Raw genomic sequence first — 25,127 nt, forward strand, 5'->3', positions numbered from 1 at the left:
CGGGCGACACTGAACAACAGTGAAAAGACTTTGGAAGAGAATGATTTAAGTTGTCTGCGAAGCGGATCACCGCCTCGTTCGTCAATCCGTCGGGAAAGAATCAAAGCGCACTGAAGTAACTACGGCAGGCTTGATCCAGGTACTCAGGTCGCAACGTCAAAGGCAATCGACGATACCGGCAAAAATTGGCAACCTGTGTCAGCAAATCTCGCGGATGGCAGCGACGTGGCGGCCGATCGTTCTGTTGGTAGTAAGCCAAGAGATGATTGGCGGCTTCCGGAGTTTCTGGAAAACCCATTTGAGAAGCAACGGTTTTCATCAGCGAACGAAACTCTTCCGGGGATGGATCGTTCACAAAAATCTTGTACGGCACACGACGAAGGAACGCTTCGTCAACCAGATCATCTGGATTCAGGTTGGTCGAAAACAGAATGAGCTGTTCGAACGGAATTTGAATTTTCTTGCCGGTCGGCAACGTCAAGTAATCGCAACGATTCTCCAACGGCACGATCCAGCGATTGAGCAACTCTTCCGGAGCGATGCGTTGACGCCCGAAGTCATCAATCAACAAGCAACCACAGTTGCTCTTCATTTGCAGCGGAGCTTCGCAAATGTTGGAGCGGTGATCGTGACGGACTTCCAGGTTCTCCATCACCAACTCGCCCCCCACCACAACACTGGGCCGTTGAATTCGCACCCAACGCTTGTCCCATTCTTGTGACTTCAACAATTGCCCGTCGCCTTCTGGAACGGGTGCCTCTTTGTGATAGGCATCGTCTTTGACTTTGATCAGGTTCCCATCGTCCAAAATTGCATGCGGGATCCAGATCTCTTGTCCCAAGCACTGCGTCAAACTGCGGGCGATGGTCGTTTTCCCATTGCCGGGAGGACCAAAAAGGAACATCCCGGTGTTGCTGTTGATGGCAGGGCCAATCTGATCGAGCAGTTCGTCTTGATAAGAGATCTTCGAAAGCGAAGCTTGCAAATCATCTCGCTCAATCGGATCCACACCAGCGGCTTGGGCTTCCACGCTGAGTGTGTAGTCAGCCAAAGGCACGGGTGCAGGCCCGATGTAGCTGCATTGCTGCAGGTGAGTCTGCGCTCGCTTCTGTCCCAACTCGGTCAGTGAATAGTAGTAGTCGTTGAACGCTGCCGGTCGCACGTGCGCCACAAACTTACGAGTCCGCAGTGCATCCACAATTGGCTCAACCAACCGGAACGGCAACCCCATCATCGTCGCCACGTTGCGGCCGCTGATGGTGCCAATCTGATGAATGGATTTGATCGTCAGCGCTTCGATGAAGCTGACTGACAATCCGAGTTCATTGAGCGTACGGGGTTCCGCCGGCCAAAACGTATCGTCCGTCAACAAACCGCCAAGCGCGGCGGATTCGAAATTATGAGTGTCGGTGAGCAGAGCGTTCATGCGTGGAGCAAGCAATTGGAGTTGTTCGCATTGGTACCAAACGATCCTCCCCATTGGGATGGATCCGTTGGCCATGCAAACCTAGCTTGCAATTCAGAACCGAACCGATGTCGGCCTCGATGGTGTACAGAACTCTCAATCGACCACCAGACGCGCCGCCACAACCGATGCAGCCGTCTCAACCCGTAAGATTCGGCTTCCCAGGCCAATCGATTCGACACCCAACTCGTCACACCGTTGCTGTTCCGCCCCGGACACCCCGCCCTCGGGACCAATCAACACCAAGGTCCTCGGTCGACCATCGAAATTGGACTGGCCAGCCTCGCCGGTGCTGATCCCCTGCAATGGATCCTCCATTGCGATCAGCGGCGGAGAATTTGGCATCGCGACCAAGATGCGCTGCCAAGATGCCACCGCAGGCTGCCCGCTGGGCTCCGTTTCTCGCTTCGCTTGGCTCTCCGAGATTTTTTTCGCCAATGATTCAAATCCAAGGGGCGATTCAATCTCCATCAAGACGTTGCGCCCAGATTGCTTGCACGCCTCGATCACGATCCGCCGAAGCTTGCTGAGAAAATTGTCGGACGGAGGTCGCTGTGTCCGCTCAAACACCACCGGGAACACGCGTGCGACCCCCAGTTCCGTCAAACGTTCCATCATCTCTTTGGCACGATCTGGCTTTGGAAAACCAATCGCCAAGTCCACAGCAACACGGGGTTCCCGATTCACTGTTTCAATCGCATCGCATCGAACCACGCACTCGCGTTTACTGACCGAGACAACTTCTGCGCCGGACTGATGGCCAGTTCCATCGAACAACTCGATTCGGTCACCCGGTTGAATCCGCATGACCCTCGCCGCATGAGACGCTTCTTCATCGGGCAATTGCACCACGGGTGCCTGGGTTCGCAAATCGGGTACGTAGTAGCGTCGAGTCATGGGTGTCGGTTCAAACAAAAATCGAAAAGTGACAAGAGACTGAAAAGGTGCAATCGTGCCGGTTGCATCGATCGATGCAAGGTAACCGAAACAGAAAGTGCTCGGCGAGCGGGCCAGTCGATCTGACTCAATAGCAAACCCCGGTGGCACACGAATCCGAAGAGCGGTGCGTGCATCAACACGCTGCGACGGCAGCTTGGCTGATGCACCATCCCACCGGGACAGCCGATTCTTTCCCCGAGAGACCGCCGTCGATGCCGATCCCGTTGCTCAGCCAGGCCGATCAAAGCCACTGGGGATTGTTCCGTCAACCATTCATCCAGTCCCCAGGGATGTCGGTTCCGTCCCAGCCAGGGGAGTTCCTGTTTGCGACCCCGGAACACTCGCAAGCTCGCATCTGGCTAGAAACCGTTCTGCGAAACCATGTCGGAATCGCGAATTTGCATGCCCGCCCTGGTGCGGGGGCGACCACTTGGGCGCGGCAGTGGATGGCGACTCACGGTTTGGATGACTTGCCGTTGGATGTCATGGGCGCCGAAGCCGCGGACTTCGATCGCGACCTTTGCCAGCGTTGGTGGTCAGTCGCTCGTGCGAACCAACCCCGCGGCATTCGCACGCTGTGCATCGTGGATGGATCGCCTCCCTCATCGACCATCCAGTGGTACCAGCAATCTCTGAAACTGGATCCAAGACAAAGCCCCATGACCTTGCTGGTGATGGGACAGTCAAAATTCTCCGGCGTCAGTCACTCAATGCAAGTCGCGACCAAGTCGCTCGCCGGTTGCGTTCTGGCTGCCCTCACTCACGCGGGTCAGTTCCAACCACGGCTCTCCGAATCGGCAGCTCAACTCATCGCCGAATGGGCCGCAGGGAACTACCGACATTTGGCGTTTTGGACGCACCTGGTTCTGGCCTGGGGAGCACACTGCCGATGCCCGCGAATCGGCAGCCGAGACATTCGCCAGTTCGATCAACAACTTCAACGCTGGACCGCTCAACGAGCGACGGAAGCTGCCTGATCTGAAAACGTCCATCGCCATCGAGGTTGCTTCGAAAGATTCGAAGCATCGGTCAGGCTTCCCGATCGTTCCGCCATGAACGTTTGCTTGTCGGAGAGAACAAACGTGCCGCGATTGATGATTCGAGCATTCGACGGATCGAGTTGTTCAAAGTCGGGATCCAAGGGCGTCAAGCAATGGTCGTCGCTCCACGCGGCACCAAGTTCGCCCAGGTCATCAACCGTGCCATCTTGGTTGTCATCCCAACCATCCCAGCCCGGTTTGCCATCGGGCCCAGAAACGATCCACACCGCTGCGTCAGGATCAAACCGCTGGACCGACTCCAACTGCCACTTGGATGAACCCGCAACAGGACGAGGCGAGGCGGTTGCGTCCGTGAAAAAAGCCAGCACCTGAACGTCGCTCCAATCGGTTGAGCTGGGCACGTTCCTGTTCTGTGCCCATGCAACGCTCACCTGATTCAGCAGTTCAGCTCGCGTCGCATCGGCCACCGACGTTTGATCCGTCACGCCAGCGGACAACCACACGCCGCGCCAAATGCATCCTGCGAGGACCAAGGCAAGCGTCCAAACATTCCCGCGGCTCATGAGCCCTCTCGCAACCGATCAAAGTATTCGCGAGTTTGTTCTCGTTCGTCGCGTGGCAACACCTGATCCTCCAACGGATCACTCTCTTCGCTGAGATTCGATTCAATCGCGGATTGAATGTCTTCGCGAGTCACGCCTTTGCGATTGGGGCCGTCGGCGAAACCAGCGATGATCGCTCGGCCGCGTTTGACCTTGCCGCGAACCTGGGTGTCGTACGTGTTGATATCGGTTTCTTCTTCGGGCCGGTCACCTTCGCCTTTGCCACGCCCCATCCCCATTCCAGGTTGGTCGCCATCGCCAAACCCATTGCCTTGGCAAGCCTGGCAGCCATCGCCGTTGCACTGTTTGCAGTTCATTTGATTTTTGGACTGGGACAAATCACCCAGCGCCGAATCGAGGTCTTCCAATTCAGACATCGCTTGCTGCATTTCGCCCAACTGCCCGGCCATTTCCTCCATGGCTTGAGCGGCCGCCGCATCGTCGCCTTGTTGCATTGCGTCGGCGGCTTGCTGCATCGCATCCGCCATCTGTTGCATTTGCTGCATCTGTGAATCAGCCGATTCCGCTTCGTTGAGTTTTTGTTGCAACTTCGCCGCTTCTTCGTTGCGGCCTTCGCGTTTGGCTTGCTGGATCTTTTCTTGCAGCTGCTGTTTCTTTTGTTCGTGGTCTTTCGCAGCCTGCTTCATCTGCTCGGCCATCTTTTTGATCTGATCATTCAGCTTTTCCTTTTGCTGCTCCGTCAGCTTGCCATCTTTCATTTGCTTGGCCAGCTTCTTGATTTCTTCGGCGGCTTTTCCGAAGTCACCCTTTTGAATTTGCGACAGCACCTTTTCTGCGGGACCGCCTTCGAGCCCTTTCATCTGAGCAAGCGTCTTGCGAATTTCTTCCGGCGACCCAAGTCGATCCTTGCGAGCTTGGATCTGTTCTTTGATGTCGTTGAGCTCCAACAACGCATCTTTGCGATTCAACGTCTTGCTGTCGGTGATTTTGTCGAGCTGTGATTCCATCTTTTCAAACAGCTCACGGGCTTCGAGCAAACCTTTCGCATCCGCTTCGCGTTTTTGTTGAGCCAAACGCTTCTTCAATTCAGCAGCAGCAATTTTGACTTGTCGAACTTCACTTGCGTTGACCGCATTGTTCAGCTCGGACGTGGATTCGGTCGCTGGTTCGATGGCGAACACCATGACGACCAAAATGGGAATGATCGCAAGCGGCAACCAAGAAACACGCTGAGGCGACAAGGCGAACTTCTGCGCCACGTCGAGTTTGCTTGCTCGCCGGGCCGCGTCTTGCCGCAAGGCGTTCCCGGCTGCGGAGTTGGCATCGGTCGCGGCGCTCGATGAGAGCGCGCTGCTCAAGCGTTCTTTCAGTCCGTATCGCGAATCGATTTCGGCCGCGACGCGCATCTTCGACGGGGCAGAGATCCACATCACGACGACGGACACCAAGATGGAAATCACGGTGACGGCGGCGGTCCAGCCGATCGCCCATGTCTGGACCGTCATCTCGGCGGCATCCAACCCCAATCGATCCAGCGGCAACGGGGTGATTGCCATGGCGGCAACGGCGATCGTCGCAACGATCAAACCAACAAACCAAGTCACCGCGAAGGTGCGTCCGAATTGGCCAAACATCATTCGCCGGCGAGCCGCACGAACTTTCGATTCGACCAGGGTCTTGGCTTCGTCGGGTGACCACGGGGTCAACTCGTCGTGCGGATCCTGCGATGGGACAGCGCTGGTCATGGAAAGCTCCGTGGGTGGCCCGAAGTTGTGAACTCGGAACGGGTGCGGTCTTGTTCTTGTCATTATAGCGCGGAGGACGCTTTTCCCGCATGCGGAATCTGATTCTGGCGGGCGGAATCTGGTCCTCCCTCGAAAACGGTTCGCCAGATCGGAATCCTGATTCGCCTTTCGGTCCCAAAATCCTGGGACCAGAGGTTCCCCCGTGACGTACACTTCTCATGATGTCAGCCCCTCCCACGACCACCGACGCGAAAATGGCCCCCCAGCCCCCTGTGGACGATTCGCACGCCTCTGGCCAATCCAGCGATTTGCCGGATCCGGACCAGTGTCCTGCGTGCGATGTGGTGATCTACGACGGCCAATGCAACTTTTGCAAAGCGGGGGTGCGAAGCCTTCGCAGGCTGGATTGGGGCGGCAATCGACTGGCGTTTTTGTCGCTGCACGATGAACGGGTCCCACAGCGTTATCCTGATCTGACTCCAGAACAGCTGATGGATCAGATGTACGTGATCGATCAACACGAGCAGCGTCACGGTGGTGCCGACGCGGTTCGTTATCTTTCACGGCGACTGCCCACGCTCTGGTTGGCCGCTCCGGTGCTGCATCTGCCGGGCACCGCCAAGCTATGGCGACGGCTGTATCACGAAGTGGCCAAACGCCGGTATCGGTTGGCGGGCAAGTCCTGTGACACCGGCAGTTGCTCGATCCACTGAGCGAAACCCGCTCATTCGAGCGAGGGAGCCTGCGAGATAGTCCGAGCCCGCTCACTGCAGTGGAACTCTGGAACTGCAAGGGAACTCTGGGTGACAGACCCGCACGGTCGGGCTAAAGTTCTTCGATGAGCCAGACACCCCCATCAACTGTTCCCAAACCGTTGCCGGAATTGCCCGACGCGATTCGGATGTTCGAGGCCGCACGCGGTCAAATCGAGTTCTCGCGGCAGTACCTCCTGGAACTCCTACAAGCGACCCCGATGGATCGCTGGTTCGAGATCCCAGCGGGCGGCGTGTCCCACGTTGCCTGGCAAGTCGGCCATTTGGCCGTCAGCCAGTACGGGTTGCTGATGTTTCGAATGCGGGGTCGCCACCCCGATGACTTGGAACTGATCCCGGGTCGCTTTCGCAAAGCCTTTGCTCGGGGCAGCAAACCATCTGCGACGACCGACGGACAACCAACTGCGCAAGAGTTGCTGGACAAACTGAATCGGGTGTACGAATTGGCGATGGCGGAGCTGGACGCCTTGGATCCCGCCGAATTGCTGGTCGAGATCGACATGCCCTACGCGGTGTATCCCTGCAAGCTGGGGGCGGTCCTCTTCTGCCCGATTCACGAAGGCTTGCACGCCGGCCAGATCGGCATGCTGCGACGCGGGCTGGGTTTGGAATCTGTTCGGTAAGCAGGTCGGCAGGAATGATCGGACATAATCATGTGAGCCGTTTGGGCGTTAGCCCCGGTTGTACGTGGGAGCAACAACGCTTACCGAAACAGCCCAAATGCCGAGAGACTCCTGCCGACCTGGTTAGAAATGAAAGAAACTGAATCCATGGAAGTGCTCGAAGAATCCATTTATGACCATCCCAAGTACTACGACCTGGTCTTTGGAGCCGACATTGCCGCCGAGACGCAGTTCATCTTGGAATGCGCCGACACGTTTCTGACTCGCAAACCCAAACTGTTCTTCGAGCCCGCCTGCGGGACGGGGCGGCTGATGGCTTCGCTTTGCCGCAAAGGCTATGCAACCTGCGGATTGGACCTGAACGAAAAAGCCGTCCAGTTCTGCAACCAGCGATTGGAACGCGGCGGGTTCAAACCCACCGCAATCGTCGCCGACATGTGTGACTTTTCGCCGCCCGACTTTCGCGCCGCGTTGGGGAAAGCCAAAACTTCCAAACCACAAGGGCCCGCCTGCGTCGCATTCAACACCATCAACAGTTTCCGACACGTCAACACCGAAGCCGCCGCTCGCGGGCACCTGCGAAGCATGGCGTCCATGGTTCGCAGTGGCGGGATCTACTTACTCGGCGTCCACCTGACCCCCACCACCGTCCCCCCCAGTGAAACAGAATCCTGGTCGGCTCGTCGTGGCAACTTGGCGATCAACACCCACATGTGGACGATTGACCGGGACAAGAAGAAGCGGATGGAGCGTTTTGGAATCCGCTTTGACGTTCACACGCCAAGCCGGAGTTTTCGGATCAATGATGAGCTTCGCTTGCGGAGTTACACGCCCGCACAAATGAACCGACTGATCGCAGCGGACGGTCAATGGGATTGCTTGGCGACCTATGACTTCGCCTACGACCTGGACGAACCCATCGCGGTGGACGCATCGAGCGAGGACGTGGTTTACGTCTTGCAGCACAAAGGTTGAGTCCGAAAACTCGCGATCACATCGGTCCCCAACCAAGTGTCCCTTCGCGGGAACGGGTGGAATGGAATCGGCGCGGAATTTTTTTCTGGATTCAGAACGGCCTCAAGCACCGCTTGCCCGACCCGATCGACCGACAAAAACGGCTCCGATGACGGCCAACAAACCGGCTCCCGAAAACAGTCCCGCGTTCCGCAGCCAAGCCCATTTGTCGAGCTCCATGACCCGGTACTGATACATCGCTGGCAGGTCGACTCCATTGCGATTGATTTCTTCCCATTCGCGAATCATTTGAGCCGAACTGACCTCTTGGTAAGCTTGGTGGAACTCCTCGATGTGCGCTTCGGTGGTCATTGGGATCCTGATTGTGGCCCAATTCACGGCACAAAACGCCGCGGCAAGGAACAACCCCGCCGCTAGCAAACCCAGTGCCGTGAACAGCACTGTCGGCCGGTTGGCACGGCCCTCGGCGGCGCGAGCGTTGGACTTTTCAGCGGTCTCGTCGCCCTCAGCGGTGGGGAGTTGACGCAGTTCACCAAGCTTGGGGACGGCGATTTCCTGACCGCAATGCGGGCACGCGATTCGGTCACCCGCTCGAGCGGGACTGACTGCGGCAGGGACTTCACAATGCGGGCAGGGAAGTAAATACATGGCTGAAATCGCGGGTCAAAAGAACAACGCCCGGGTGGACCGAGCCATTCTGGGAACTAGAATCACGGTGTGCTGAGGGTAACACACGACCAATCGCTCCCGTCAGGACGTCACTCTCGTTGAACGGCCATTTGAGGGCAAGCTGAACCAGAATTTCATCTGATTTTCTTCTGCTTGCCTGACCAGTCGATCTCGAGAATCACGTTTGCCTGACCGGACATCCTCTGGATGAGCCGCGATACAACCACAACGAGCTATCGTTCGTCTTCGCTTCCGAATGGGATTCGGTTCGCGCAACAAACGGTCCACCGTCCCTTTTCAGCCTCCAGGATGGAATACCGGGTCAATCGGAAAATTTTTCCAATTGACAGTTGTTCGGAGGTTCGCAGGTTAACGGGTGGTAGAGTCACTGTGTGTCGGAATTTTCTTCAATGGATGTCGTCGGTCGATCAGTTGATCTGCACCCGCGTCCCTCGCCCTGGCCAGATTCCCAACACATGGACTGTTTCGAATTCGTTATTGATTGATTGTTCTTCTCGAATCCCAAGTGCTTCTCGAACTTCTCCTGACCGACTTCACCAGTGACCCCATGCCAGGCGGCAGATTACGTCTCGACCTCACATTCGGCGTAATTACACTCCGACGACGCGCTGCTCACACGAGTGTCGCCGCCCCCACGACACGGACGTTCCAAAACGAACCAAATTGCCCCGAACGCTGATTCGCCACAGCGTTCTTTGTGACGACCCACCAAACCAACCACGGTCGTCGACCATAGAAAAGACAGCCACCTAAAGGAGTATCTACTTTGTTTGATCCGATGATGGATGATTTCGACGACGTTTCGGCACAAAGCACCGACGTGGTCACAGGAGGATTCCGCAAGTTACCGGTCGAAGACAGCGAAGACGACAACGCGGTCAGTGTTGCCGATGCGCCCGAAGGCGAAGTCCAATTGGACAGCCCGGACGAACTGATTGCGCTCGACGAATCGGAAACTTGGTCGGACGACCCTGTTCGCATGTACCTGACGCAAATGGGTGAAATCCCTTTGCTGACGCGCCGTCAAGAAATCGAGCTGGCCAAACGCATCGAGGAAACTCGCCGCCGCTTCCGCACGAAGTTGCTCGAGAACCACTACGTGTTGGTCGAAGCCTACAAGACGCTCAAGAAGGTCTATCGCGGCCAGTTGCCATTCGACCGAACCGTTCAGGTCAGCGTGACCGACCGTTTGGAAAAAGAGCAGATCATTGGTCGTTTGCCTCACAACCTGAAAACCCTGCAAACGTTGCTCAACCGCAACCGTCACGACTGGAAAGTCGCGATGAGCAAAAGTGCGCCCGCTCGCCGTCGTGCTGAAGCTTGGCGCGCCCTGGCTCGTCGTCGGCGGCGTGCCGTTCGGTTGGTTGAAGAGCTCGGTCTGCGTACCCAACGCATCGAAACCCGAATCGCCTTGCTGGAGAAATTCTCTCGGCGACTCGACGAAATTGATGAGTTGGTGCGTCAGCAAAAACGAACCAAACACGGCCGTGAAGTCCGTGAGCAATTGCTGCACGAGCGTCGTCAGATCCTGACCGCTTGTCAGGAAACGCCCACCTCGCTTCGCAACCGCGTCAAAATGTTGGGAACCGTTTACAGCGATTATCAACAAGCCAAACGGGAACTGAGCGAAGGCAACCTGCGTTTGGTCGTCTCGATCGCGAAAAAGTATCGCAACCGGGGCCTGTCGTTCTTGGACCTGATCCAAGAGGGCAACGCCGGTTTGATGCGAGCAGTGGACAAGTTCGAATACCGTCGTGGATTCAAGTTCTGCACCTACGCCACCTGGTGGATTCGCCAAGCGATCACCCGTGCCGTTGCCGACCAAAGCCGCACGATTCGGATCCCGGTTCACATGGTCGAAACCATGAGCCGTGTTCGCAACGTGGCTCGCCAGTTGTTGCAAGAACTCGGTCGCGAACCATCGATCGAAGAAACCGCGCGTCGTGCCGATGTCACGATCGAAGAAGCTCGTCGTGTTTTGACGATGAGCCGTTTCCCAATCTCGTTGGACCGTCCCGTTGGCAACAGCGAAGACAGCCAGTTCGGCGACCTGCTGCCCGATGGCACCGCAGAGAGCCCCCAGATTGGTGCGACTCAAGAAATGCTTCGTCAACGAATCACCGGCGTGCTGAAGAGCCTCTCCTACCGTGAACGCGAAATCATCAAACTGCGTTACGGTTTGGGCGACGGTTACAGCTACACGCTGGAAGAAGTCGGGCACATCTTCAAGGTGACCCGCGAACGAATTCGTCAAATCGAAGCCAAAGCGGTTCGCAAGCTTCAACAGCCCAGCCGCAGCCAAGACCTCGTTGGCTTCCTGGACTGATGCCAACCTTGGCCGAGATCTTGCAGCAAAGCTGGCAAGTTCATCAATCGGGTAACGTGGACGCCGCGATGCAAATGTATCGCGGCGTTTTGCGTCAAGTGCCCCAATCTGCCGATGCCTGGGTCTACCTGGGCATCGCTCAGTTTGACAAACGAGACTTCACCGGTGCGGTGGACTCGTACCAAAAAGCCATCGGCTTGCGTGCCAATTTCCCGATCGCTTGGAACAACCTCGGCAACGCCTTCCGAATGCTCGGTGAGGTCGACCGGGCCGAAGCAAGCTTTGCCAACGCACTGCAGCAGCAACCCGGCTATCTTTCCGCGATCAAGAATCGTGGCACGCTGTGGATCTGGAACGGCGAAATTGAACGGGGCCTGAAGTGGTACGAAGAAGGCCTCGCCATCCAGCCCGACAACGCGGAACTGCATCGCAACCTGGGTGTGATCTCACTGTTGCTGGGTGACTACGACCGAGGCTGGAACGAATACCGTTGGCGTTGGCGAATGCCCGGTGTTGGCCGCCCCGCGATCACGGATCACTTGCGGTCCGCTGGCGGACATGTGCCCGTTTGGTCCGGCCAACCGCTGGACGGCAAAACCGTTTTGATCTATCCCGAACAAGGACTCGGCGATGCGATTCATTTCCTGCGGGTCGCTGGAGCACTTGCTCAGGGTGGCGCTCGGGTGATGGTCGTCTGCCCACCGAAACTGATTCCCCTGTTCTCATCCGCCATCGGCAGCACCGGACTTGGAATCGAATGCCTGATTCCAGACGTCGATGCCCAATCCGCCTTGATGAGCCTGCCTGCCGGGACAACGGTCGATTTCCAAGGGTCATTCCTCGAAGTGCTGGACGGTTTGTACCAACGCGATGGCAAACTGCACGACGGCTGCGATTTGTTTGAGAAAACAGAGTCAGGGCAGTACGCGGGCTACTTGGATGTTCCCGAATCAACCGTTCACTACTGGGGAAATTTCCTACAGCCATGGAGACAATCCGGCCAGAAACTGATTGGGCTCAATTGGCAGGGCAACCCAGAACACCACGCCGATGTCTATCGCAGCGTTCCTTTGGAAACGTTCCGGCCGTTGATCGAGACGCCCGGGCTGAAATCCATCAGCTTGCAATTTGGCCACGGATCGGAGCAACTTGACCAAAGCGATTTGGGAGATTTGGTTCACCGCTTGCCTGACAAGCTGGATCAATCCGGTGGACAATTTGTGGACACCGCCGCGGTGCTTCGCAATTTGGATGCCTTGGTCACCACCGACACGGCCATTGCCCACTTGGCGGGATCGCTTGGTGTACGCACGATATTGCTGCTGGGCAAAGTTCCCGATTGGCGTTGGCTCCGATCGGGGGAGACGACTCGTTGGTACCCCAGTGTCGAAATCGTTCGCCAGACCGAGCTCGGGGATTGGAAACCGTGTGTCGAAGCGGTCCTATCCAAACTCGCATGACTTCTGTTCCACTTCTCAGCATGAATCTTCCACGTCACGTCGCGATCATCATGGACGGCAACGGCCGCTGGGCGCAGGCACGCGATTTACCTCGCATTGAAGGGCACCGGCGCGGCGTGACGACGGTGCGGATGGTCACCGAAATGGCCAGTGAACTCAAACTCGACGCGTTGACGCTGTATTGCCTGTCGAGCGAAAACTGGAAACGCCCGCAGGCCGAACTCGACTTTCTGATGCACCTGCTTCAGCAGTATCTCGTCGAGGAGCGGCGAACCATCCGCGATCAAAACATGCGTTTGCGATTCATCGGACGGCGCGATCGCCTCAGCGAAGAGGTCCTCAAAGAAATCGCCAAGACGCAGGCGGTGAGCGAGAACAACACCGGCACCGAACTGGTGTTGGCGGTCGACTACGGCGGTCGCGACGAGCTGACACGAATGGCTCGGAAGGTTGCTCAGCAGGTCCAAAACGGCGAGCGGTCCATCGCTGAGATCACTGAATCGTTGGTGGACGAAACACTGGACACAGCGGGACTGCCGGATGTCGATTTGATGATCCGCACTGGCGGAGACATTCGCATCAGCAACTACTTGCTGTGGCAAATCAGCTACGCCGAACTGTACTTCACACCCAAATGCTGGCCGGAATTTGAACGAGACGACTTCCAGGCAGCTTTGGATGAATTTGCCGGCCGACAACGTCGCTTTGGCGGGTTAAACGTGGGGGCCTGATCGACTTCGCGACCCAATCTCCTGCATCGTGGGTATGATAGAGAAGGTGCTGATTTCATTCCGTTTTCTTTCGTTGCCCCATGCCTCGCAGTCGTCTCGGTCCGCTCGCCATTGAATCCCCGCTGGGTCCGGACCCGTCGGCGAGGGACGCGCGTGTGTGGCGTGCCGTGCATATCAAAATGCGGAAGGCGGTTGCCGTTCGCGTGTTCCAAATGCCCTTTGGCGGAACCTTGGAATCCCGGCAAGCCTTCGCGGAAGAATGGGATCGCCTGAAACGGCTCGATCATCCCGCAATCGTCAAATGCTACGGCGGTGGTTTTGAAGAATCGGAAGCCTACCTGGCTCACGAATTGGTCGAAGGACCCACTCTGGCGGAAGAGCTCCAGCGCCGCGGACGATTGCCATGGGAATCGGTTTTGGAATTGGCAGAACCTCTGATCGATGCGTTGATGTACCTGCACGACCGCGACATCGTGCATGGAAGGATCACGCCCGACAAGATCATCATTGCTGGATTGAGTCCCGTGCTGATCGACGTCCGTGACGTTGACGGAACGCCTCCGTTCCGCAACGGCCCTTACCACATTTCACGACCGCCTTCGATCGACCAGATGATGCGGTCGGCCCCCGAAGCCCCCACCCAGAACGATCCGGTGACGGCTCGCACCGACCTCTATCTGTTTGGTGCGTTGCTGTACGAAGCGCTCACGGGCGCGCCGCCAATCACCGGTTCGACGGTTCAAGAAGTCACCAGCAACCTGAAGTATCAATCGCCCACTTCGGTGGCGTCCACGGTGATGGAATGTCCGGTGTGGATGGATCGTTTGGTGATGCAGTTGCTCCACAAAGATCCTGGTCAGCGTCCCGTGTCCGCAGCAGCGGTCAAGTTGCAGTTGGCCGAGGTTCGCAAACGTGCGATGTCTCGCAGTGGTGTCGCCGAACATGCCTCCAGTGGATTCAGTCCGTTGTCGGTCACGGACGATGCGGATCGCCAAGAAGCACGCAAACTGCTGGGCAGGAAAGAGATCACCGCGGACATCGATGCCATTCCAGATGCAACTCCTTGGCATGATCAAGCATTGGTGCTGCTACCGATCTTGGCCTTGTTGGTTGGCATGCTGGTCTGGGTCGCTTGGCCGTTGAACGAATCCAAAATGCGAAACGAGGCGGAGGAGTTGCTGGCCGAAGACACTCGATCCTCGATGTCTCAAGCTCGCATCAGCTACCTCGAACCCATGCTGGCTCAATTCCCGGATGGCGAACACGCCGAATGGGCTTCTGAGCAAATTGACCGCGTCCGAATGATCGAAGCTGAACATGCCCTGACTGTTAAAATGAATCGAAACCTGCCGCTCCAGAATGAAGCGGAGCGTCTCGTTGCCGAGGCCATGCGGTATCAAACATTTGGCGACAATGCGACCGCCGTCGACAAGTATCAATCGATGATCACGGTGCTCGGTGACGAAGAACAGTACAAGCCTCTGGTCAACCTTGCTCGCAGTCGAATCGCTCGCATCTCGCAGTCCGACACCGACCAAACCGAAGCCGCGCGGATCATCACGGACCGTCTGAAAGAAGCCGATCGAATGTTCGTGGAAGGACGGACCATTGCGGCCCGAAAAATTTGGTACAGCATTGAGGAACTGTATGGTTCCAATGCGGCGGTCGAACCACTCGTTGCCACGGCACAAAGTCGACTGGCTGAAACGTCTGCCGGTGCCGCCGTCGACCAACTCCCTTAGCGAGATCGTCTGGATGACTTCCGCCAAAGCGAACCTGGAACTCCCATCTGCCAATCGAGATGTTGAGCTACCTGCGCAGGATCCCCACCGCGTCTCAGGCGATGCTCACCGTTCGATCGTGATTCAACCGGGCAGGGTTGCCCCGGCTTACTTGAGCGAATCCCGCGGCGACGATGCGGCGCAGTGGTCCAACCGCCCCGTGGCGACACTGGCGGTGCTGTTCTTTGTGACCGGAGCCTTTGGGATACCGCTTTTGTGGCGGAACCCCCAGTTCTCAACCTGGCAACGATTCCTTTGGTCCATTGTGGTGCTCGTTTACACGATCGCACTCTTCGCCGGAGTCGGCATGCTGGTGCTTCACACGCTCGCCCCCGCTCGAGGCAACTGACCGATGTGGCAAGCGTGGTACGAGTTTCGAATCGACTACGCTTTGTTCAGCATCGCGTTCTTGGTCGGCCATGCCTTCGTTCTGTCGCGCGTTCGCCGCGCCATGCCTCCCGCCTCGTCCACGCATCCGGATTCAGCCACTTCCTCCGCAGCCATCGGGTCGAGTCGACGGGCGAGGTTGTCGTTCTGCATTCTTTTGCTGTTGTTGACCGGCGGGTTCCTCGCCGTCGAAACCGCCGACCGTCTTGAGCGATCTCGATTGCGTCAACAAGTCTTTGGCATCGCCCCCACTTACGCCGCCGAATTGCAACAGCTCGGCCACGCGGGAATCAACGAGGAAACCTCGCCGGACGATCCTGTTTATCTTCGCATGATCAACGCCCAAAAGCGTTGGCTGTCGGTCAATCCACAAGTCACCGACATCTACACGATGCGGCGTCTCAGTGAATCGGAACTGGCCACGCGCCTGCTGCCCGAACGAGACCGTCACACCGGACATCCCTTCCAAATCATCGTCGACTCTGAAACCGACTACAACGGCGATGGGAAGATCGAAGGCGTTCGAGAAGAACAGACTGAAATTGGTGAGATCTTTACCGACAGCAGCGTTGAGCAGATCGAAAGAGCCTTTCGTGGCGACACAACCTTTGCCGATCAACCCAGCCACGATCGCTGGGGAGAATGGGTTTCCGCTTACGCACCTCTGTTTGATTCGCAGGGCAACGTCGAAGCCCTGGTCGGAGTCGACTTCCCTGCCAAACACTACATCCACTCGATCATTCTCACCCGTCTTGGCGTGATCGGAATGATCGCCGCCCTCATCACGTTGTTCCTGGGCGCGGTGACCAGCATTGGGATGCTCAAAGCCGGCATTGCCGCCCAACAACGCAGTCACGCGTTGCTACAGGACCAACGTGACCTGGCAACACAAGCAGCCTCACAGGCGCGACAAGCCGCCGTCACCAAGAATCAATTCTTGGCCAACATGAGCCATGAAATCCGAACGCCGATGCACGGCATCTTGGGCACCACCGAGTTGATGACCCGCTGTTCACTCAACGAGGAACAACGCCACTACATGCACATGATCCAAACGTCGGCAAAAGGCCTGCTGACGGTGCTGAACGACATCCTTGACTTCTCAAAGGTTGATTCCGGTCTGATGACTCTGGAATCGGTGCCCTTTGAATTGAAGGATCTTCTCAGCCAAACCATGCACGCGGTGGCGAATCTGAAGAACGAGAACGTTCAACTCCAATTTCAACCACCTGTGGACGTCCCCGAAATCATCATCGGTGATCCCACCCGACTCCGTCAGGTTTTGATCAATTTGGTCGGCAACGCCTTGAAGTTCACCGAACAAGGACGGGTCACGGTCCTCATCGAAAAGGAGTCCCAAGACGCCACAACCTTGGACACTTCGGAAGCCCAAAGTTCACGCATTGTGTTCACTATCACCGACACCGGCATCGGGATGACGGAACAACAACGAGCCAACATCTTTGAAGCGTTCACCCAAGGTGACTCTTCCACCACGCGACGCTTCGGGGGAACCGGATTGGGATTGTCGATCAGTTCTCAATTGGTCGAATTGATGGGTGGGCAGCTTCAAGTCAGCAGCGTTCTGGACGAAGGCAGCAGCTTTCGTTTTGACATTCCGTTGCGGACACCCATCGGCTCGACACAACACCAGATTGCGAAACCCCAACCTCCCACGGCACCAGCGAACTCATTCGGACACTGCGACCAAACACGCGAACTGTTGCTGGTCGAGGACGGTGCCATCAACCGCACCGTTGCGGAAACGATGCTGCGTGCACGTGGTCACCGAGTCACTTCGGTTTCCAATGCGAAAGATGCGTTGAAACAACTCCGATCGCATGCGTTTGATCTGGTGCTGATGGACGTGCAAATGCCCGAAATCGATGGCCTGACAGCCACCCAAATCATCCGAAACGACCTGCCATCGCCAGCCCGCGACATTCCCGTCATTGCGCTGACGGCCCACGCCATGCGAGAAGATCGCCAACGCTGCTTGGATGCGGGTATGAATGAATGCCTGACCAAACCCTACCCGCCAGAGCTGTTGTTTGACACGATCGAATCATTTGCAATCTGTCGCGAAGATGACCAAGATGATCTGCTTTTGCCCCCCACCACGAACAGCAAGACTTCCTCGCCAAGCTCCCATGCGGATCGAGTCCTGCCACTGAATCACGAGGTGATTCTTCAGAATGTCGGTGGAGATCTTCAGGTGCTTGCAATGTTGGCCCAAACGATCTCCGCGGAATTGCCATCCCAAATCGACCAACTGCATCAAGCAATCCACGCCGGTGACTCGACGCAAGTTGCTCTGGCAGCACACACACTGAAGGGAACCGCGGCGGCCATCGGAGCCACTCAGGCACAAGAAATCGCGGCCAGCATCGAAACCTTTTCTTTGGAGGAGACGTCTCAAGAAGAGAGTTTGCAATTTCTCGATAATCGGATGAATGCACTCGTCAGTGCATTCGAATTGGCCCAAACTGAACTGAAGAGTTTTTTGCTTTCTTCATCCGGATCCGACCACCCCGGAAACGAAACACCATGAAATTGTTGATCGCAGACGACAATCCGGTTTGGCGTAATTTGATTTCGGCAGCCGTCGAGAACTGGGGCTACCGGATTGAATTGGCTGCCGATGGCAACGAAGCGTATCGGCTCTTGCGATCCGACGATCCGCCCCGCTTGGCGTTGCTGGATTGGTTGATGCCCGGCATGGAAGGGGTCGAAATCTGTCGCCGGATCAAACAGGATCCAGAGCACCCTTTCACCTACATCATTCTGTTGACCAGTCGCGACCGAGACGAGGACATGATCCAGGGTTTGGATGCGGGAGCGGACGATTACTTGACCAAACCAATCGTCGCACCACTTCTCAAGAGCCGATTGGCAGCCGCGCGCCGAATCATCGAAGCGGTGCCGCCGATGAAGTGGACCAAGCCACAAATCGAGGGCTTCGACGTTGAACATTTGATCGGCCGTGGCGCGTTTGCGACCGTTTGGAAAGGCATGCATCGAGCTTCTGGCAAGCCAGCTGCCATCAAAATCATTCGCGCGGACCTCGCAACGGACTTGGTCTTCGAACGCTTCGCTCGCGAAATCCAGGTGATGCGAAAGATGAATCACCCTGGCATCGCCACCATCTACGGCAGCCACCTCGAACGTGACCTGGCGTACTACGCGATGGAATTGATCGACGGTGAATCACTGGCGAATTACATCGCCTCGGAATCACCGCGAGCGACTCGGATCATCGAGATGATGGCAGCGGTTTGCGATGCGTTGCAACACGCCCACGATCACGGTGTGATCCACCGTGATGTCAAACCATCCAACATCATGGTGGGTCTTGATGGGCAGCCCAAGTTGGTCGACTTTGGGTTGAGCAAGTCCATGTTCCGCATGAAGCTCCCCGCTTCCAACAGCAGCACTCACGACGGGGCTGTGCTTGGAACGCCCCTCTACATGTCACCGGAACAAGCCCGCGGCGACGCCAACAGTGTGGATCATCGATCGGACCTTTACGCGGTCGCGACGATCCTATATCTGTTCCTGCTTCGCGAGCATCCACACGGTGCGCTATCGCTCAGTCGAGAAGAAACGATCGATGCGATTGCGAACACGGATCCGCGGCCCGCGACAGAAATCAATCCGAAATTCAACCCAAAACTCGAATCCATCCTGTCTCGATGCCTGTCCGACGATCCCGACGAACGACCGCAATCGGCGGGACAACTGGCCCGAGAACTTCGCGGGTTCCTGGACGATCGCGCCGCTTCGCGAATCCAAACTTTTTGATCCGTCATGCCTCGACTTGATGACCGCCTGAAATTGGTGGCGTCCCTGATTCGAGGAACCACCCATGCCGACATCGGTTCGGACCACGGTCACCTGCTGGCCGCTTTGCTGGCAACCGGCAGAATCCAGCGTGGCATCGCGGTCGAAAACAAACCGCAGCCGCATCGGAATTCAACGGCCACCTTGGAGGGCCTGAACGCGGAAGTCCGACTGGGCGACGGGCTGAATGTCATCCAAGAAAACGAACTCGATTCGCTCAGCATTTGTGGCATGGGGGGGCAATCCATCGTTCGCATTCTCACCAATCATTCCGACCGGTTGCCTGACCAATTGATTCTGCAACCCAACAAAGCTATCGGCTCGGTCCGGCAATGGGCGCTGAACAACGGCTACTGGTTGGTCGACGAACAGTGCACCGCAGGCACCCGTCGTTTTGAGGTGCTGCTGCTGAAGCGATCTGGAACGACTCTCGATCCGGTTTACCGACAGCTAGCCAGCCTCCGCGTGGAGGAATCCCTGGGCCTGATGTTCGGCCCTTGGTTTCTGCTGCGAAGGGACGTAGACCTGCAGCAACGTTTGGAGGAAGAGCAACGTTATCTTCAGGCCAAACAGAAGTTGACGGCCCCGAGTCGCCAGCGACTGGAAGCGATCGACCGACTGCTGTCCCACGATCACTTTCTGAGTCGGTAACCGATCTCGCCGAGCTTTTGCCGAACCCGATCCACGTGATCGCCTTGCAACTCGATCAGTTCGTCGGCCTTCTTCACCGTTCCACCTGCACCACAAGCGGATTGCAACTTGCCGAGCAACTCGGGCAAATCATTGGCTCGCGACGTGAGACCTTCGACCAAGGTCACCGTGCGGCCACCTTTGCGTCGATCCAGTCGAACGCGAGCGGTTTGCTTCTCCGGCGGCAACCGGTCCGCTTCCCGCTGTTTTTCAGCCTCCACGTCAGCTTTTTGCTGCGGCGTGCACTGGCACTCGGATTCCTTCTGACCGCACAAATCGCAGGTCGGTGGAATATCAAACGGGGTTCCCGCGAAAAGACGCGTCATGACGTCGGAGGGGGCAAAAGGGTCGAATCAATGACTCACGAGCGGTCGCTTTCGGGCGGCCATCGGATGTCGTGAGAACGGTTGGTGATGATCCATCCCCACGACGTTCAATTCAATCCCTTCGCGAGCAAATTCGCCTTCGAGTTCATGCAATTTTTCCATCACGCTGTGGTCGATCAGGTGAACATCGCTGAAATCAACAGTGCAGTTCTTGCCTTGTTTCAGGCTCTTTTCAACCACTCGACGCCGAAAACTGATCCAGTTGCTGAACACGGCCGACTCGGTTGCATGAACGCTGACTTCGGTTTCGGATGTTTCATCGAACTCCAGCGTCGGTACAAACAGCGATCGAAGAGGAACACCATTGAACAGGTGAATTGCGAATTTGGTGCCGATCCCGATGCCGATCCCGATCAACAAATCGGTGGCGAGAACAGCCACCAAGGTTGTTGCGAAGATGATCAATTGCTCACGTCCCACGCGGTACACACTTCGGAATTCACTGGGCGATGCCAAACGAAATCCGGTGAAAACCAGCATCGCAGCCAACGCGGCCCGAGGGATGTTGTGGATCAATCCAGGCAACAGGGCAACAAATCCGAGCAAAAAGACACCGTGCCACATATTCGCGAATCGCGTCTTGGCTTGATTGTCGAGATTGGCTTTGCTCCGAACGATCTCTGAGATCATGGGCAAACCGCCGATCAAGGAGACCGCCATGTTGCCGACGCCGACCGCCCACAAGTCTCGGTCCAAGTTGGTTTTTCGTTTGTAGGGATCCAACATGTCGACGGCTTTGGCGCTGAGCAACGATTCCAAAGAACCAATCAACGCAAACATCAACACCCACCCCAATGCCGTGGGCAGTGTTTCACTGTTGAGAAACACACTGAAGTCAGGAAACGTGATCGCACCAAACAAATTGAAGGGCACGGTCACCAAGTCGCTCTCTCCAACCGCGAATTCTTTTCCCATCAATGTGTACGTGTGGTCGCTGGTCAAATTCATCGCCATTCCCAACGGGATCGCGACCAACAAAACCACCAAGGGGCCGGGGACTTTGTCGATGAAACTGATACTGGTCCGACTCTTTAGAAACGCCAGACCAAACAAGATCACCAAGGACACGCCGCCGATCAGCGCGATCTCGGGGTTCGCGTTCATCAAGAGGTGCGGCAACTCACGCAAAATTTCGAGCGGTTCGCCTGTCGCGGACTGCCCCACGACGATGGGCAATTGCTTGACCATGATGATGACCCCGATCGCGGCCAACATGCCGTGCACGGCCGCAGTGGGGAAGAAGTCACCGAGGATACCAGCCCGCAACAACCCGAATACGATCTGGACCAAACCGGCCACCACGCCAACGGCGAGCGCCATTTTGTAGGCTTGCATGTCCGCCACTTGGTCCACCCCTGCGGTGTAGCCAAAGCTATTCACGGCTCCGAGCACGATCACGATCATCCCGGCCGCGGGGCCTTTGATCGTCAGTTCGCTGTTGCTCAGAAACGTCGTCAGGACCGAGCCGACGATCGCGGTGAACACGCCAGCGATGGCGGGGAAACCGGACGCCAGTGAGATCCCCAAGCACAACGGCAAGGCGATCAAGAACACCAAACCGCCAGCGATCAGGTCGTCTTTGAAATAACGTTTGAAACCGTTGACATCGCCTCGTGGCGGCTCTTCGGTGGGGGTGACGGTGTGTTCCGAAGGTGCGTTCATATTGGAATCGGCATCGCAAGCTGAGTGAAAACCATTGCCGCCGGGGCGGTCGGCTCACTCAAGAGCATGCATCGTACCAAGGCGATTCCGGAGCCCGGGCATTCCGTTCCAAGTCGCAAGCTTCTCCCGCAAATCACGGTGCCAAATCCAGCGGATTTTTCCTGCAAAAATCCGTGACACGCTCCGCCGACACGCCCTCCTCGAGGGAACGTGCAAGCGTTTGCGTGAAACCTGCAAAGAATTGCAGGGTCAGTGCAAACCGTAGCGGCCCATCTTGTAATGCAGCGTTCGAACGCTCACACCAAGCCGTTTTGCCGTGTTTTCGCGGTGAAAATCACACTCGGCTAAAACCGCCGAGATCATCTCACGTTCACAGCTTTCGACCGCTTCGCTCAATGAGGCGGGCAGCACCTTGATGCCACTGCCCAGCATCGCGGGCTGCAAATCCGCAGGCAGCTCATCGGAATCGATCACATCGCCGGTGTGTGTCACCACCAAACGCTCGACCAGATTGCGAAGTTGGCGAACGTTCCCCGGCCACTGAGCCCCCACCAACACCCGCATCGCATCGGGAGCGATTTGCTTCATCGGACGGCCGTGACGAGAGCAAAAGTGCTGCAGGAAATGTTCAATCAGCAGCGGGATATCATCGCGGCGTTGACGCAGCGATGGCACCTCGATTGGAATCACATTCAAGCGATAATAGAGATCTTCGCGAAACGAGCCGTCTTGGATCATTTCCGGCACCGACTTGTTGGTGGCCGAAACCACTCGCACATCGGTTTCCAAAACGGTTTCACCACCCACACGTGTGAATCGCCGCGATTCCAACACACGCAGCAGATCCACTTGGCTCTTCGCGGACATCTCGGTGACCTCGTCCAGAAACAACGTGCCGCCGCCCGCCTGTTCAAAGCACCCCGGTTTTTGTCGTGAGGCGCCGCTGAACGATCCTTTCTCGTGGCCGAACAACTCACTCTCGAGCAATGTTTCCGGCATCGCGCCCAAGTTGACGGCCACGAATGGACCACCACTGCGGTCGCTCAGGTCATGCAGTGCACGAGCAACAAGTTCCTTTCCCGAGCCACTTTCCCCTTGGATCATCACGGTGGCTTCGGTGGCGGCGACTTGCCGGATTTGGTGAAACACATCCTGCATCGCGGCGCATTGACCAATGATATTGGAGAGTTCCCCCGCATCGGCCAATCGTGTTCGCAGCGTTTGATTCTCTTGCCGCAGTTCCCGGTGTTCCCGGGCTTTGCGGACCTGTTGGCGAACCAAGTTCAAATCCAATGGCTTGGAAATGAAATCAAACGCCCCGGCCCGCATGGCATCCACGGCGGTTTCGACGGTGCCGTGCGCGGTGATCACAATCACCGACACTTCCGGGTCGATGTGCCGCACTCGACCAAGCAATTCGATGCCGTCCATGCCTCCGCCCAATCGAACGTCGGCGATCACCAACTGGTAGTGCCCCGATTCAAACTTGGCCAAACCACTTTCGGCGTCCACGGCAGTTTCAATTCGGTCCGCTTCTCGGACCAAACCTTTTTCCAACCCCGATCGAATGTTGGGTTCATCATCGACGATCAAAACCGAGAATTCGCTGCGGTTCATGCTGGTTGACTCAGTGGAAGTAGGACCGTGAACTCGGTGCCTTGGACGGAACGGTGTGTGTCGGATGCGTCGTTCTCAAGCACCCGAAAATCAATGCTGCCATCGTGTTGCCGGACAATCTTGTCACACAGAGCCAACCCCATGCCAGTGCCGTTGTTGCGGGTTGTGAAGTACGGATCAAAAACGCGAGATCGAATTTCCTCGGGAATGCCGTTGCCTTCATCACGAACATCGATCCGAACAAATTCATCTTGGCGACTGAGACGGAACGTGAGTTTTCCGCCGTCGGCCATCGCAGCCATCCCGTTCAATGCCAAGTTCAACAGGACTTGTTCCAAACCGACCGAGTCACCCTGGATCAAGCCCACCATTTCAGCTGGGAGCTGAACGTCCAGCTTCACCGCTTGTTGCTCGGCTTGTGGACGCAGCAACCGCACCAATCGTTCGATCAAAATCGCCACGTCCACCGACGTGAGCCCGATTTGGTTGGTCGACGCGTAATTCCGGAACCCGTCCAGGACATCGTTGATGCGATGAACCTCGGTGTGCAAGACATCCAACAATTCTTCGACTTCCGCGTCTTGTGTTGTGGCGTCCAGTCGCTCGCAGAGCAATTGAATGTGCAGGGACAGGGCACTCAGGGGGTTCTTGATTTCATGCTGCAATCCTGCGGCCAGCGACCCCAACCCCATGTAGCGTTCCATCCGGCGGAGGCGTTCTTCGATCAATTCCTTTTCCGACACATCCCGCACATGCAACACAGTCCCAATCTCCTCCCCGCGTCGATTTCGAAGCAACGTGCATCCCGCTCGCAGCGTTTGACGGTGACCTTGGTTGTCGACGGTGTAGTCACGATCGCGAATGGGATGATGATACGTCGCGACCTCGTCACGAATTTCGGCGAGCAAGGCGTGACGCTTTCCGAGTGATTCCAACGTCCTTCCCAGATGCTCCTTGTCGCAATGGACCAGTTGCAATCCGCTGGGGTTGATGCTGGTCATTCGGCCATTGCGATCCGTGGTGATGACCCCGGCATCCATGCTGGCCAGCACGTCGGTGGAGTAGACTTTGACATCTTGCAACGTGCGTTCGCTGCTGAGGTAGCCGCGGACAACCCAAGCCAGGGCGATCGCGGTTCCGATGATATTCAGCCCTAGTAACACGACCAATCCGCCCTGCAAACTGAGTTCGCCTGACAATTCGCGAGCGGCTTCGAAGTCGCTCTTGGGCAGGTGTTCGGTGAGCTCCGCGAAAATTTCCTGCTCGTGGTGCACGTGATACAACATCGCCGCTGTGACCGCGAACGCCGTCAAGCTCAACAGTGCAATCCCCGCGGCGAAACGCCGGACACTGGGTCCGTCATGGTTGTCAAACATCGAGATCGGGTGGTTGGAAGGACAGGTTCATAGGCGGGTGCCTCTGCAAGGTCTTGCAGTGCAAGTGTGCAAACAACTGCACACCGGCCGCTGACAT

21 protein-coding genes are annotated in these 25,127 nt (G+C 56.8%); 12 read left to right on the plus strand and 9 right to left on the minus strand.

Features of this window, described 5'->3' with window-relative positions:
• Positions 1 to 100: 100 nt before the first annotated feature.
• Positions 101 to 1,426, minus strand: a complete 1,326-nt coding sequence (locus PSR62_RS02940) for an AAA family ATPase (RefSeq protein ID WP_443217348.1) — start codon at positions 1,424 to 1,426, stop codon at positions 101 to 103.
• Between the two features lie 135 nt (positions 1,427 to 1,561).
• Positions 1,562 to 2,362, minus strand: a complete 801-nt coding sequence (locus PSR62_RS02945; RefSeq protein ID WP_274406336.1) for an RsmE family RNA methyltransferase — start codon at positions 2,360 to 2,362, stop codon at positions 1,562 to 1,564.
• Positions 2,363 to 2,505: 143 nt separating this feature from the next.
• On the opposite strand from PSR62_RS02945, the gene PSR62_RS02950 reads away from it, so the two are divergent.
• Positions 2,506 to 3,381: a hypothetical protein gene (locus tag PSR62_RS02950; protein ID WP_274406337.1), complete on the plus strand. Its 876-nt coding sequence runs from the start codon at positions 2,506 to 2,508 to the stop codon at positions 3,379 to 3,381.
• Here the strand turns inward: PSR62_RS02950 and PSR62_RS02955 are convergent.
• The gene (locus PSR62_RS02955; protein ID WP_274406338.1) at positions 3,357 to 3,968 is read right to left on the minus strand and encodes a hypothetical protein; all 612 of its coding nucleotides are present in this window, start codon (positions 3,966 to 3,968) and stop codon (positions 3,357 to 3,359) included. The genes PSR62_RS02950 and PSR62_RS02955 overlap by 25 nt on opposite strands.
• Positions 3,965 to 5,713 carry a hypothetical protein gene (locus PSR62_RS02960; RefSeq protein WP_274406339.1) on the minus strand — a complete coding sequence of 583 codons (1,749 nt, stop codon included), beginning with the start codon at positions 5,711 to 5,713 and terminating at the stop codon, positions 3,965 to 3,967. Before PSR62_RS02960 ends, PSR62_RS02955 begins: the two co-directional genes overlap by 4 nt.
• A 221-nt stretch (positions 5,714 to 5,934) precedes the next feature.
• On the opposite strand from PSR62_RS02960, the gene PSR62_RS02965 reads away from it, so the two are divergent.
• From PSR62_RS02965 to PSR62_RS02975, 3 genes are all read left to right on the plus strand, one after another.
• Positions 5,935 to 6,426: a thiol-disulfide oxidoreductase DCC family protein gene (locus PSR62_RS02965; protein WP_443217473.1), complete on the plus strand. Its 492-nt coding sequence runs from the start codon at positions 5,935 to 5,937 to the stop codon at positions 6,424 to 6,426.
• Positions 6,427 to 6,551: 125 nt separating this feature from the next.
• A complete protein-coding gene (locus PSR62_RS02970; RefSeq protein WP_274406341.1) occupies positions 6,552 to 7,109 on the plus strand; it encodes a DinB family protein in 558 nt (185 codons plus the stop codon).
• A gap of 147 nt (positions 7,110 to 7,256) precedes the next feature.
• Positions 7,257 to 8,084 carry a class I SAM-dependent methyltransferase gene (locus tag PSR62_RS02975; RefSeq protein ID WP_338020275.1) on the plus strand — a complete coding sequence of 276 codons (828 nt, stop codon included), beginning with the start codon at positions 7,257 to 7,259 and terminating at the stop codon, positions 8,082 to 8,084.
• A 102-nt stretch (positions 8,085 to 8,186) separates the two neighbouring features.
• Here the strand turns inward: PSR62_RS02975 and PSR62_RS02980 are convergent, their stop codons facing one another.
• Positions 8,187 to 8,732, minus strand: coding sequence for a hypothetical protein (locus tag PSR62_RS02980; RefSeq protein WP_274406343.1), 546 nt, complete (start codon positions 8,730 to 8,732; stop codon positions 8,187 to 8,189).
• 808 nt (positions 8,733 to 9,540) lie between these two features.
• Here PSR62_RS02980 and PSR62_RS02985 point away from each other — a divergent pair.
• From PSR62_RS02985 to PSR62_RS03020, 8 genes are all read left to right on the plus strand, one after another.
• Positions 9,541 to 11,100, plus strand: a complete 1,560-nt coding sequence (locus PSR62_RS02985) for a sigma-70 family RNA polymerase sigma factor (protein ID WP_047816538.1) — start codon at positions 9,541 to 9,543, stop codon at positions 11,098 to 11,100.
• Positions 11,100 to 12,560: a tetratricopeptide repeat-containing glycosyltransferase family protein gene (locus PSR62_RS02990; protein WP_274406344.1), complete on the plus strand. Its 1,461-nt coding sequence runs from the start codon at positions 11,100 to 11,102 to the stop codon at positions 12,558 to 12,560. The genes PSR62_RS02985 and PSR62_RS02990 overlap by 1 nt, the downstream gene beginning before the upstream one ends.
• Positions 12,557 to 13,291 (plus strand): polyprenyl diphosphate synthase, encoded by a 735-nt coding sequence (gene uppS / locus PSR62_RS02995; protein WP_274406345.1) that lies wholly within the window; start codon positions 12,557 to 12,559, stop codon positions 13,289 to 13,291. Before PSR62_RS02990 ends, uppS begins: the two co-directional genes overlap by 4 nt.
• A gap of 80 nt (positions 13,292 to 13,371) precedes the next feature.
• Positions 13,372 to 15,033 carry a serine/threonine protein kinase gene (locus tag PSR62_RS03000; protein ID WP_274406346.1) on the plus strand — a complete coding sequence of 554 codons (1,662 nt, stop codon included), beginning with the start codon at positions 13,372 to 13,374 and terminating at the stop codon, positions 15,031 to 15,033.
• Positions 15,034 to 15,046: 13 nt separating this feature from the next.
• Positions 15,047 to 15,421: a hypothetical protein gene (locus PSR62_RS03005; protein WP_274406347.1), complete on the plus strand. Its 375-nt coding sequence runs from the start codon at positions 15,047 to 15,049 to the stop codon at positions 15,419 to 15,421.
• Positions 15,422 to 15,424: 3 nt separating this feature from the next.
• Positions 15,425 to 18,010 (plus strand): hybrid sensor histidine kinase/response regulator, encoded by a 2,586-nt coding sequence (locus PSR62_RS03010; protein WP_274406348.1) that lies wholly within the window; start codon positions 15,425 to 15,427, stop codon positions 18,008 to 18,010.
• A complete protein-coding gene (locus PSR62_RS03015; RefSeq protein ID WP_274406349.1) occupies positions 18,007 to 19,260 on the plus strand; it encodes a protein kinase domain-containing protein in 1,254 nt (417 codons plus the stop codon). Before PSR62_RS03010 ends, PSR62_RS03015 begins: the two co-directional genes overlap by 4 nt.
• Before the next feature lie 6 nt (positions 19,261 to 19,266).
• Complete coding sequence (locus tag PSR62_RS03020; RefSeq protein WP_274406350.1) at positions 19,267 to 19,950, plus strand: class I SAM-dependent methyltransferase; 684 nt, start codon at positions 19,267 to 19,269, stop codon at positions 19,948 to 19,950.
• On the opposite strand, the gene PSR62_RS03025 is transcribed toward PSR62_RS03020, so the two are convergent.
• The 4 genes from PSR62_RS03025 to PSR62_RS03040 form a co-directional block, all read right to left on the minus strand.
• The gene (locus PSR62_RS03025) at positions 19,932 to 20,315 is read right to left on the minus strand and encodes a translation initiation factor (RefSeq protein ID WP_274406351.1); all 384 of its coding nucleotides are present in this window, start codon (positions 20,313 to 20,315) and stop codon (positions 19,932 to 19,934) included. The two genes, PSR62_RS03020 and PSR62_RS03025, sit on opposite strands and share 19 nt — an antisense overlap.
• Positions 20,316 to 20,342: 27 nt before the next feature.
• The gene (locus tag PSR62_RS03030; RefSeq protein WP_274406352.1) at positions 20,343 to 22,037 is read right to left on the minus strand and encodes a SulP family inorganic anion transporter; all 1,695 of its coding nucleotides are present in this window, start codon (positions 22,035 to 22,037) and stop codon (positions 20,343 to 20,345) included.
• A 249-nt stretch (positions 22,038 to 22,286) separates the two neighbouring features.
• Positions 22,287 to 23,654 carry a sigma-54-dependent transcriptional regulator gene (locus PSR62_RS03035; protein ID WP_274406353.1) on the minus strand — a complete coding sequence of 456 codons (1,368 nt, stop codon included), beginning with the start codon at positions 23,652 to 23,654 and terminating at the stop codon, positions 22,287 to 22,289.
• On the minus strand, positions 23,651 to 25,030 hold the full coding sequence (locus tag PSR62_RS03040; protein WP_274406354.1) for a two-component system sensor histidine kinase NtrB: 1,380 nt from the start codon (positions 25,028 to 25,030) through the stop codon (positions 23,651 to 23,653). Before PSR62_RS03040 ends, PSR62_RS03035 begins: the two co-directional genes overlap by 4 nt.
• Between the last annotated feature and the right edge of the window lie 97 nt (positions 25,031 to 25,127).

The sequence above is a fragment of the Rhodopirellula sp. P2 genome (assembly GCF_028768465.1).
Lineage (GTDB): Bacteria > Planctomycetota > Planctomycetia > Pirellulales > Pirellulaceae > Rhodopirellula.

What these genes read in the sequence shown, in the direction of transcription:
- PSR62_RS02940 (WP_443217348.1), bottom strand. Translation starts at nt 1,426, where the DNA reads ATGAACGCTCTGCTCACCGACACTCATAATTTCGAATCCGCCGCGCTT.
- PSR62_RS02945 (WP_274406336.1), bottom strand. Translation starts at nt 2,362, where the DNA reads ATGACTCGACGCTACTACGTACCCGATTTGCGAACCCAGGCACCCGTG.
- PSR62_RS02990 (WP_274406344.1), top strand. Translation starts at nt 11,100, where the DNA reads ATGCCAACCTTGGCCGAGATCTTGCAGCAAAGCTGGCAAGTTCATCAA.
- PSR62_RS03015 (WP_274406349.1), top strand. Translation starts at nt 18,007, where the DNA reads ATGAAATTGTTGATCGCAGACGACAATCCGGTTTGGCGTAATTTGATT.
- PSR62_RS03040 (WP_274406354.1), bottom strand. Translation starts at nt 25,030, where the DNA reads ATGTTTGACAACCATGACGGACCCAGTGTCCGGCGTTTCGCCGCGGGG.
- PSR62_RS02970 (WP_274406341.1), top strand. Translation starts at nt 6,552, where the DNA reads ATGAGCCAGACACCCCCATCAACTGTTCCCAAACCGTTGCCGGAATTG.
- PSR62_RS02960 (WP_274406339.1), bottom strand. Translation starts at nt 5,713, where the DNA reads ATGACCAGCGCTGTCCCATCGCAGGATCCGCACGACGAGTTGACCCCG.
- PSR62_RS02955 (WP_274406338.1), bottom strand. Translation starts at nt 3,968, where the DNA reads ATGAGCCGCGGGAATGTTTGGACGCTTGCCTTGGTCCTCGCAGGATGC.
- PSR62_RS03025 (WP_274406351.1), bottom strand. Translation starts at nt 20,315, where the DNA reads ATGACGCGTCTTTTCGCGGGAACCCCGTTTGATATTCCACCGACCTGC.
- PSR62_RS03035 (WP_274406353.1), bottom strand. Translation starts at nt 23,654, where the DNA reads ATGAACCGCAGCGAATTCTCGGTTTTGATCGTCGATGATGAACCCAAC.
- PSR62_RS02965 (WP_443217473.1), top strand. Translation starts at nt 5,935, where the DNA reads ATGTCAGCCCCTCCCACGACCACCGACGCGAAAATGGCCCCCCAGCCC.
- PSR62_RS03020 (WP_274406350.1), top strand. Translation starts at nt 19,267, where the DNA reads ATGCCTCGACTTGATGACCGCCTGAAATTGGTGGCGTCCCTGATTCGA.
- PSR62_RS03010 (WP_274406348.1), top strand. Translation starts at nt 15,425, where the DNA reads ATGTGGCAAGCGTGGTACGAGTTTCGAATCGACTACGCTTTGTTCAGC.
- PSR62_RS02975 (WP_338020275.1), top strand. Translation starts at nt 7,257, where the DNA reads ATGGAAGTGCTCGAAGAATCCATTTATGACCATCCCAAGTACTACGAC.
- uppS (WP_274406345.1), top strand. Translation starts at nt 12,557, where the DNA reads ATGACTTCTGTTCCACTTCTCAGCATGAATCTTCCACGTCACGTCGCG.
- PSR62_RS02980 (WP_274406343.1), bottom strand. Translation starts at nt 8,732, where the DNA reads ATGTATTTACTTCCCTGCCCGCATTGTGAAGTCCCTGCCGCAGTCAGT.
- PSR62_RS03000 (WP_274406346.1), top strand. Translation starts at nt 13,372, where the DNA reads ATGCCTCGCAGTCGTCTCGGTCCGCTCGCCATTGAATCCCCGCTGGGT.
- PSR62_RS03030 (WP_274406352.1), bottom strand. Translation starts at nt 22,037, where the DNA reads ATGAACGCACCTTCGGAACACACCGTCACCCCCACCGAAGAGCCGCCA.
- PSR62_RS03005 (WP_274406347.1), top strand. Translation starts at nt 15,047, where the DNA reads ATGACTTCCGCCAAAGCGAACCTGGAACTCCCATCTGCCAATCGAGAT.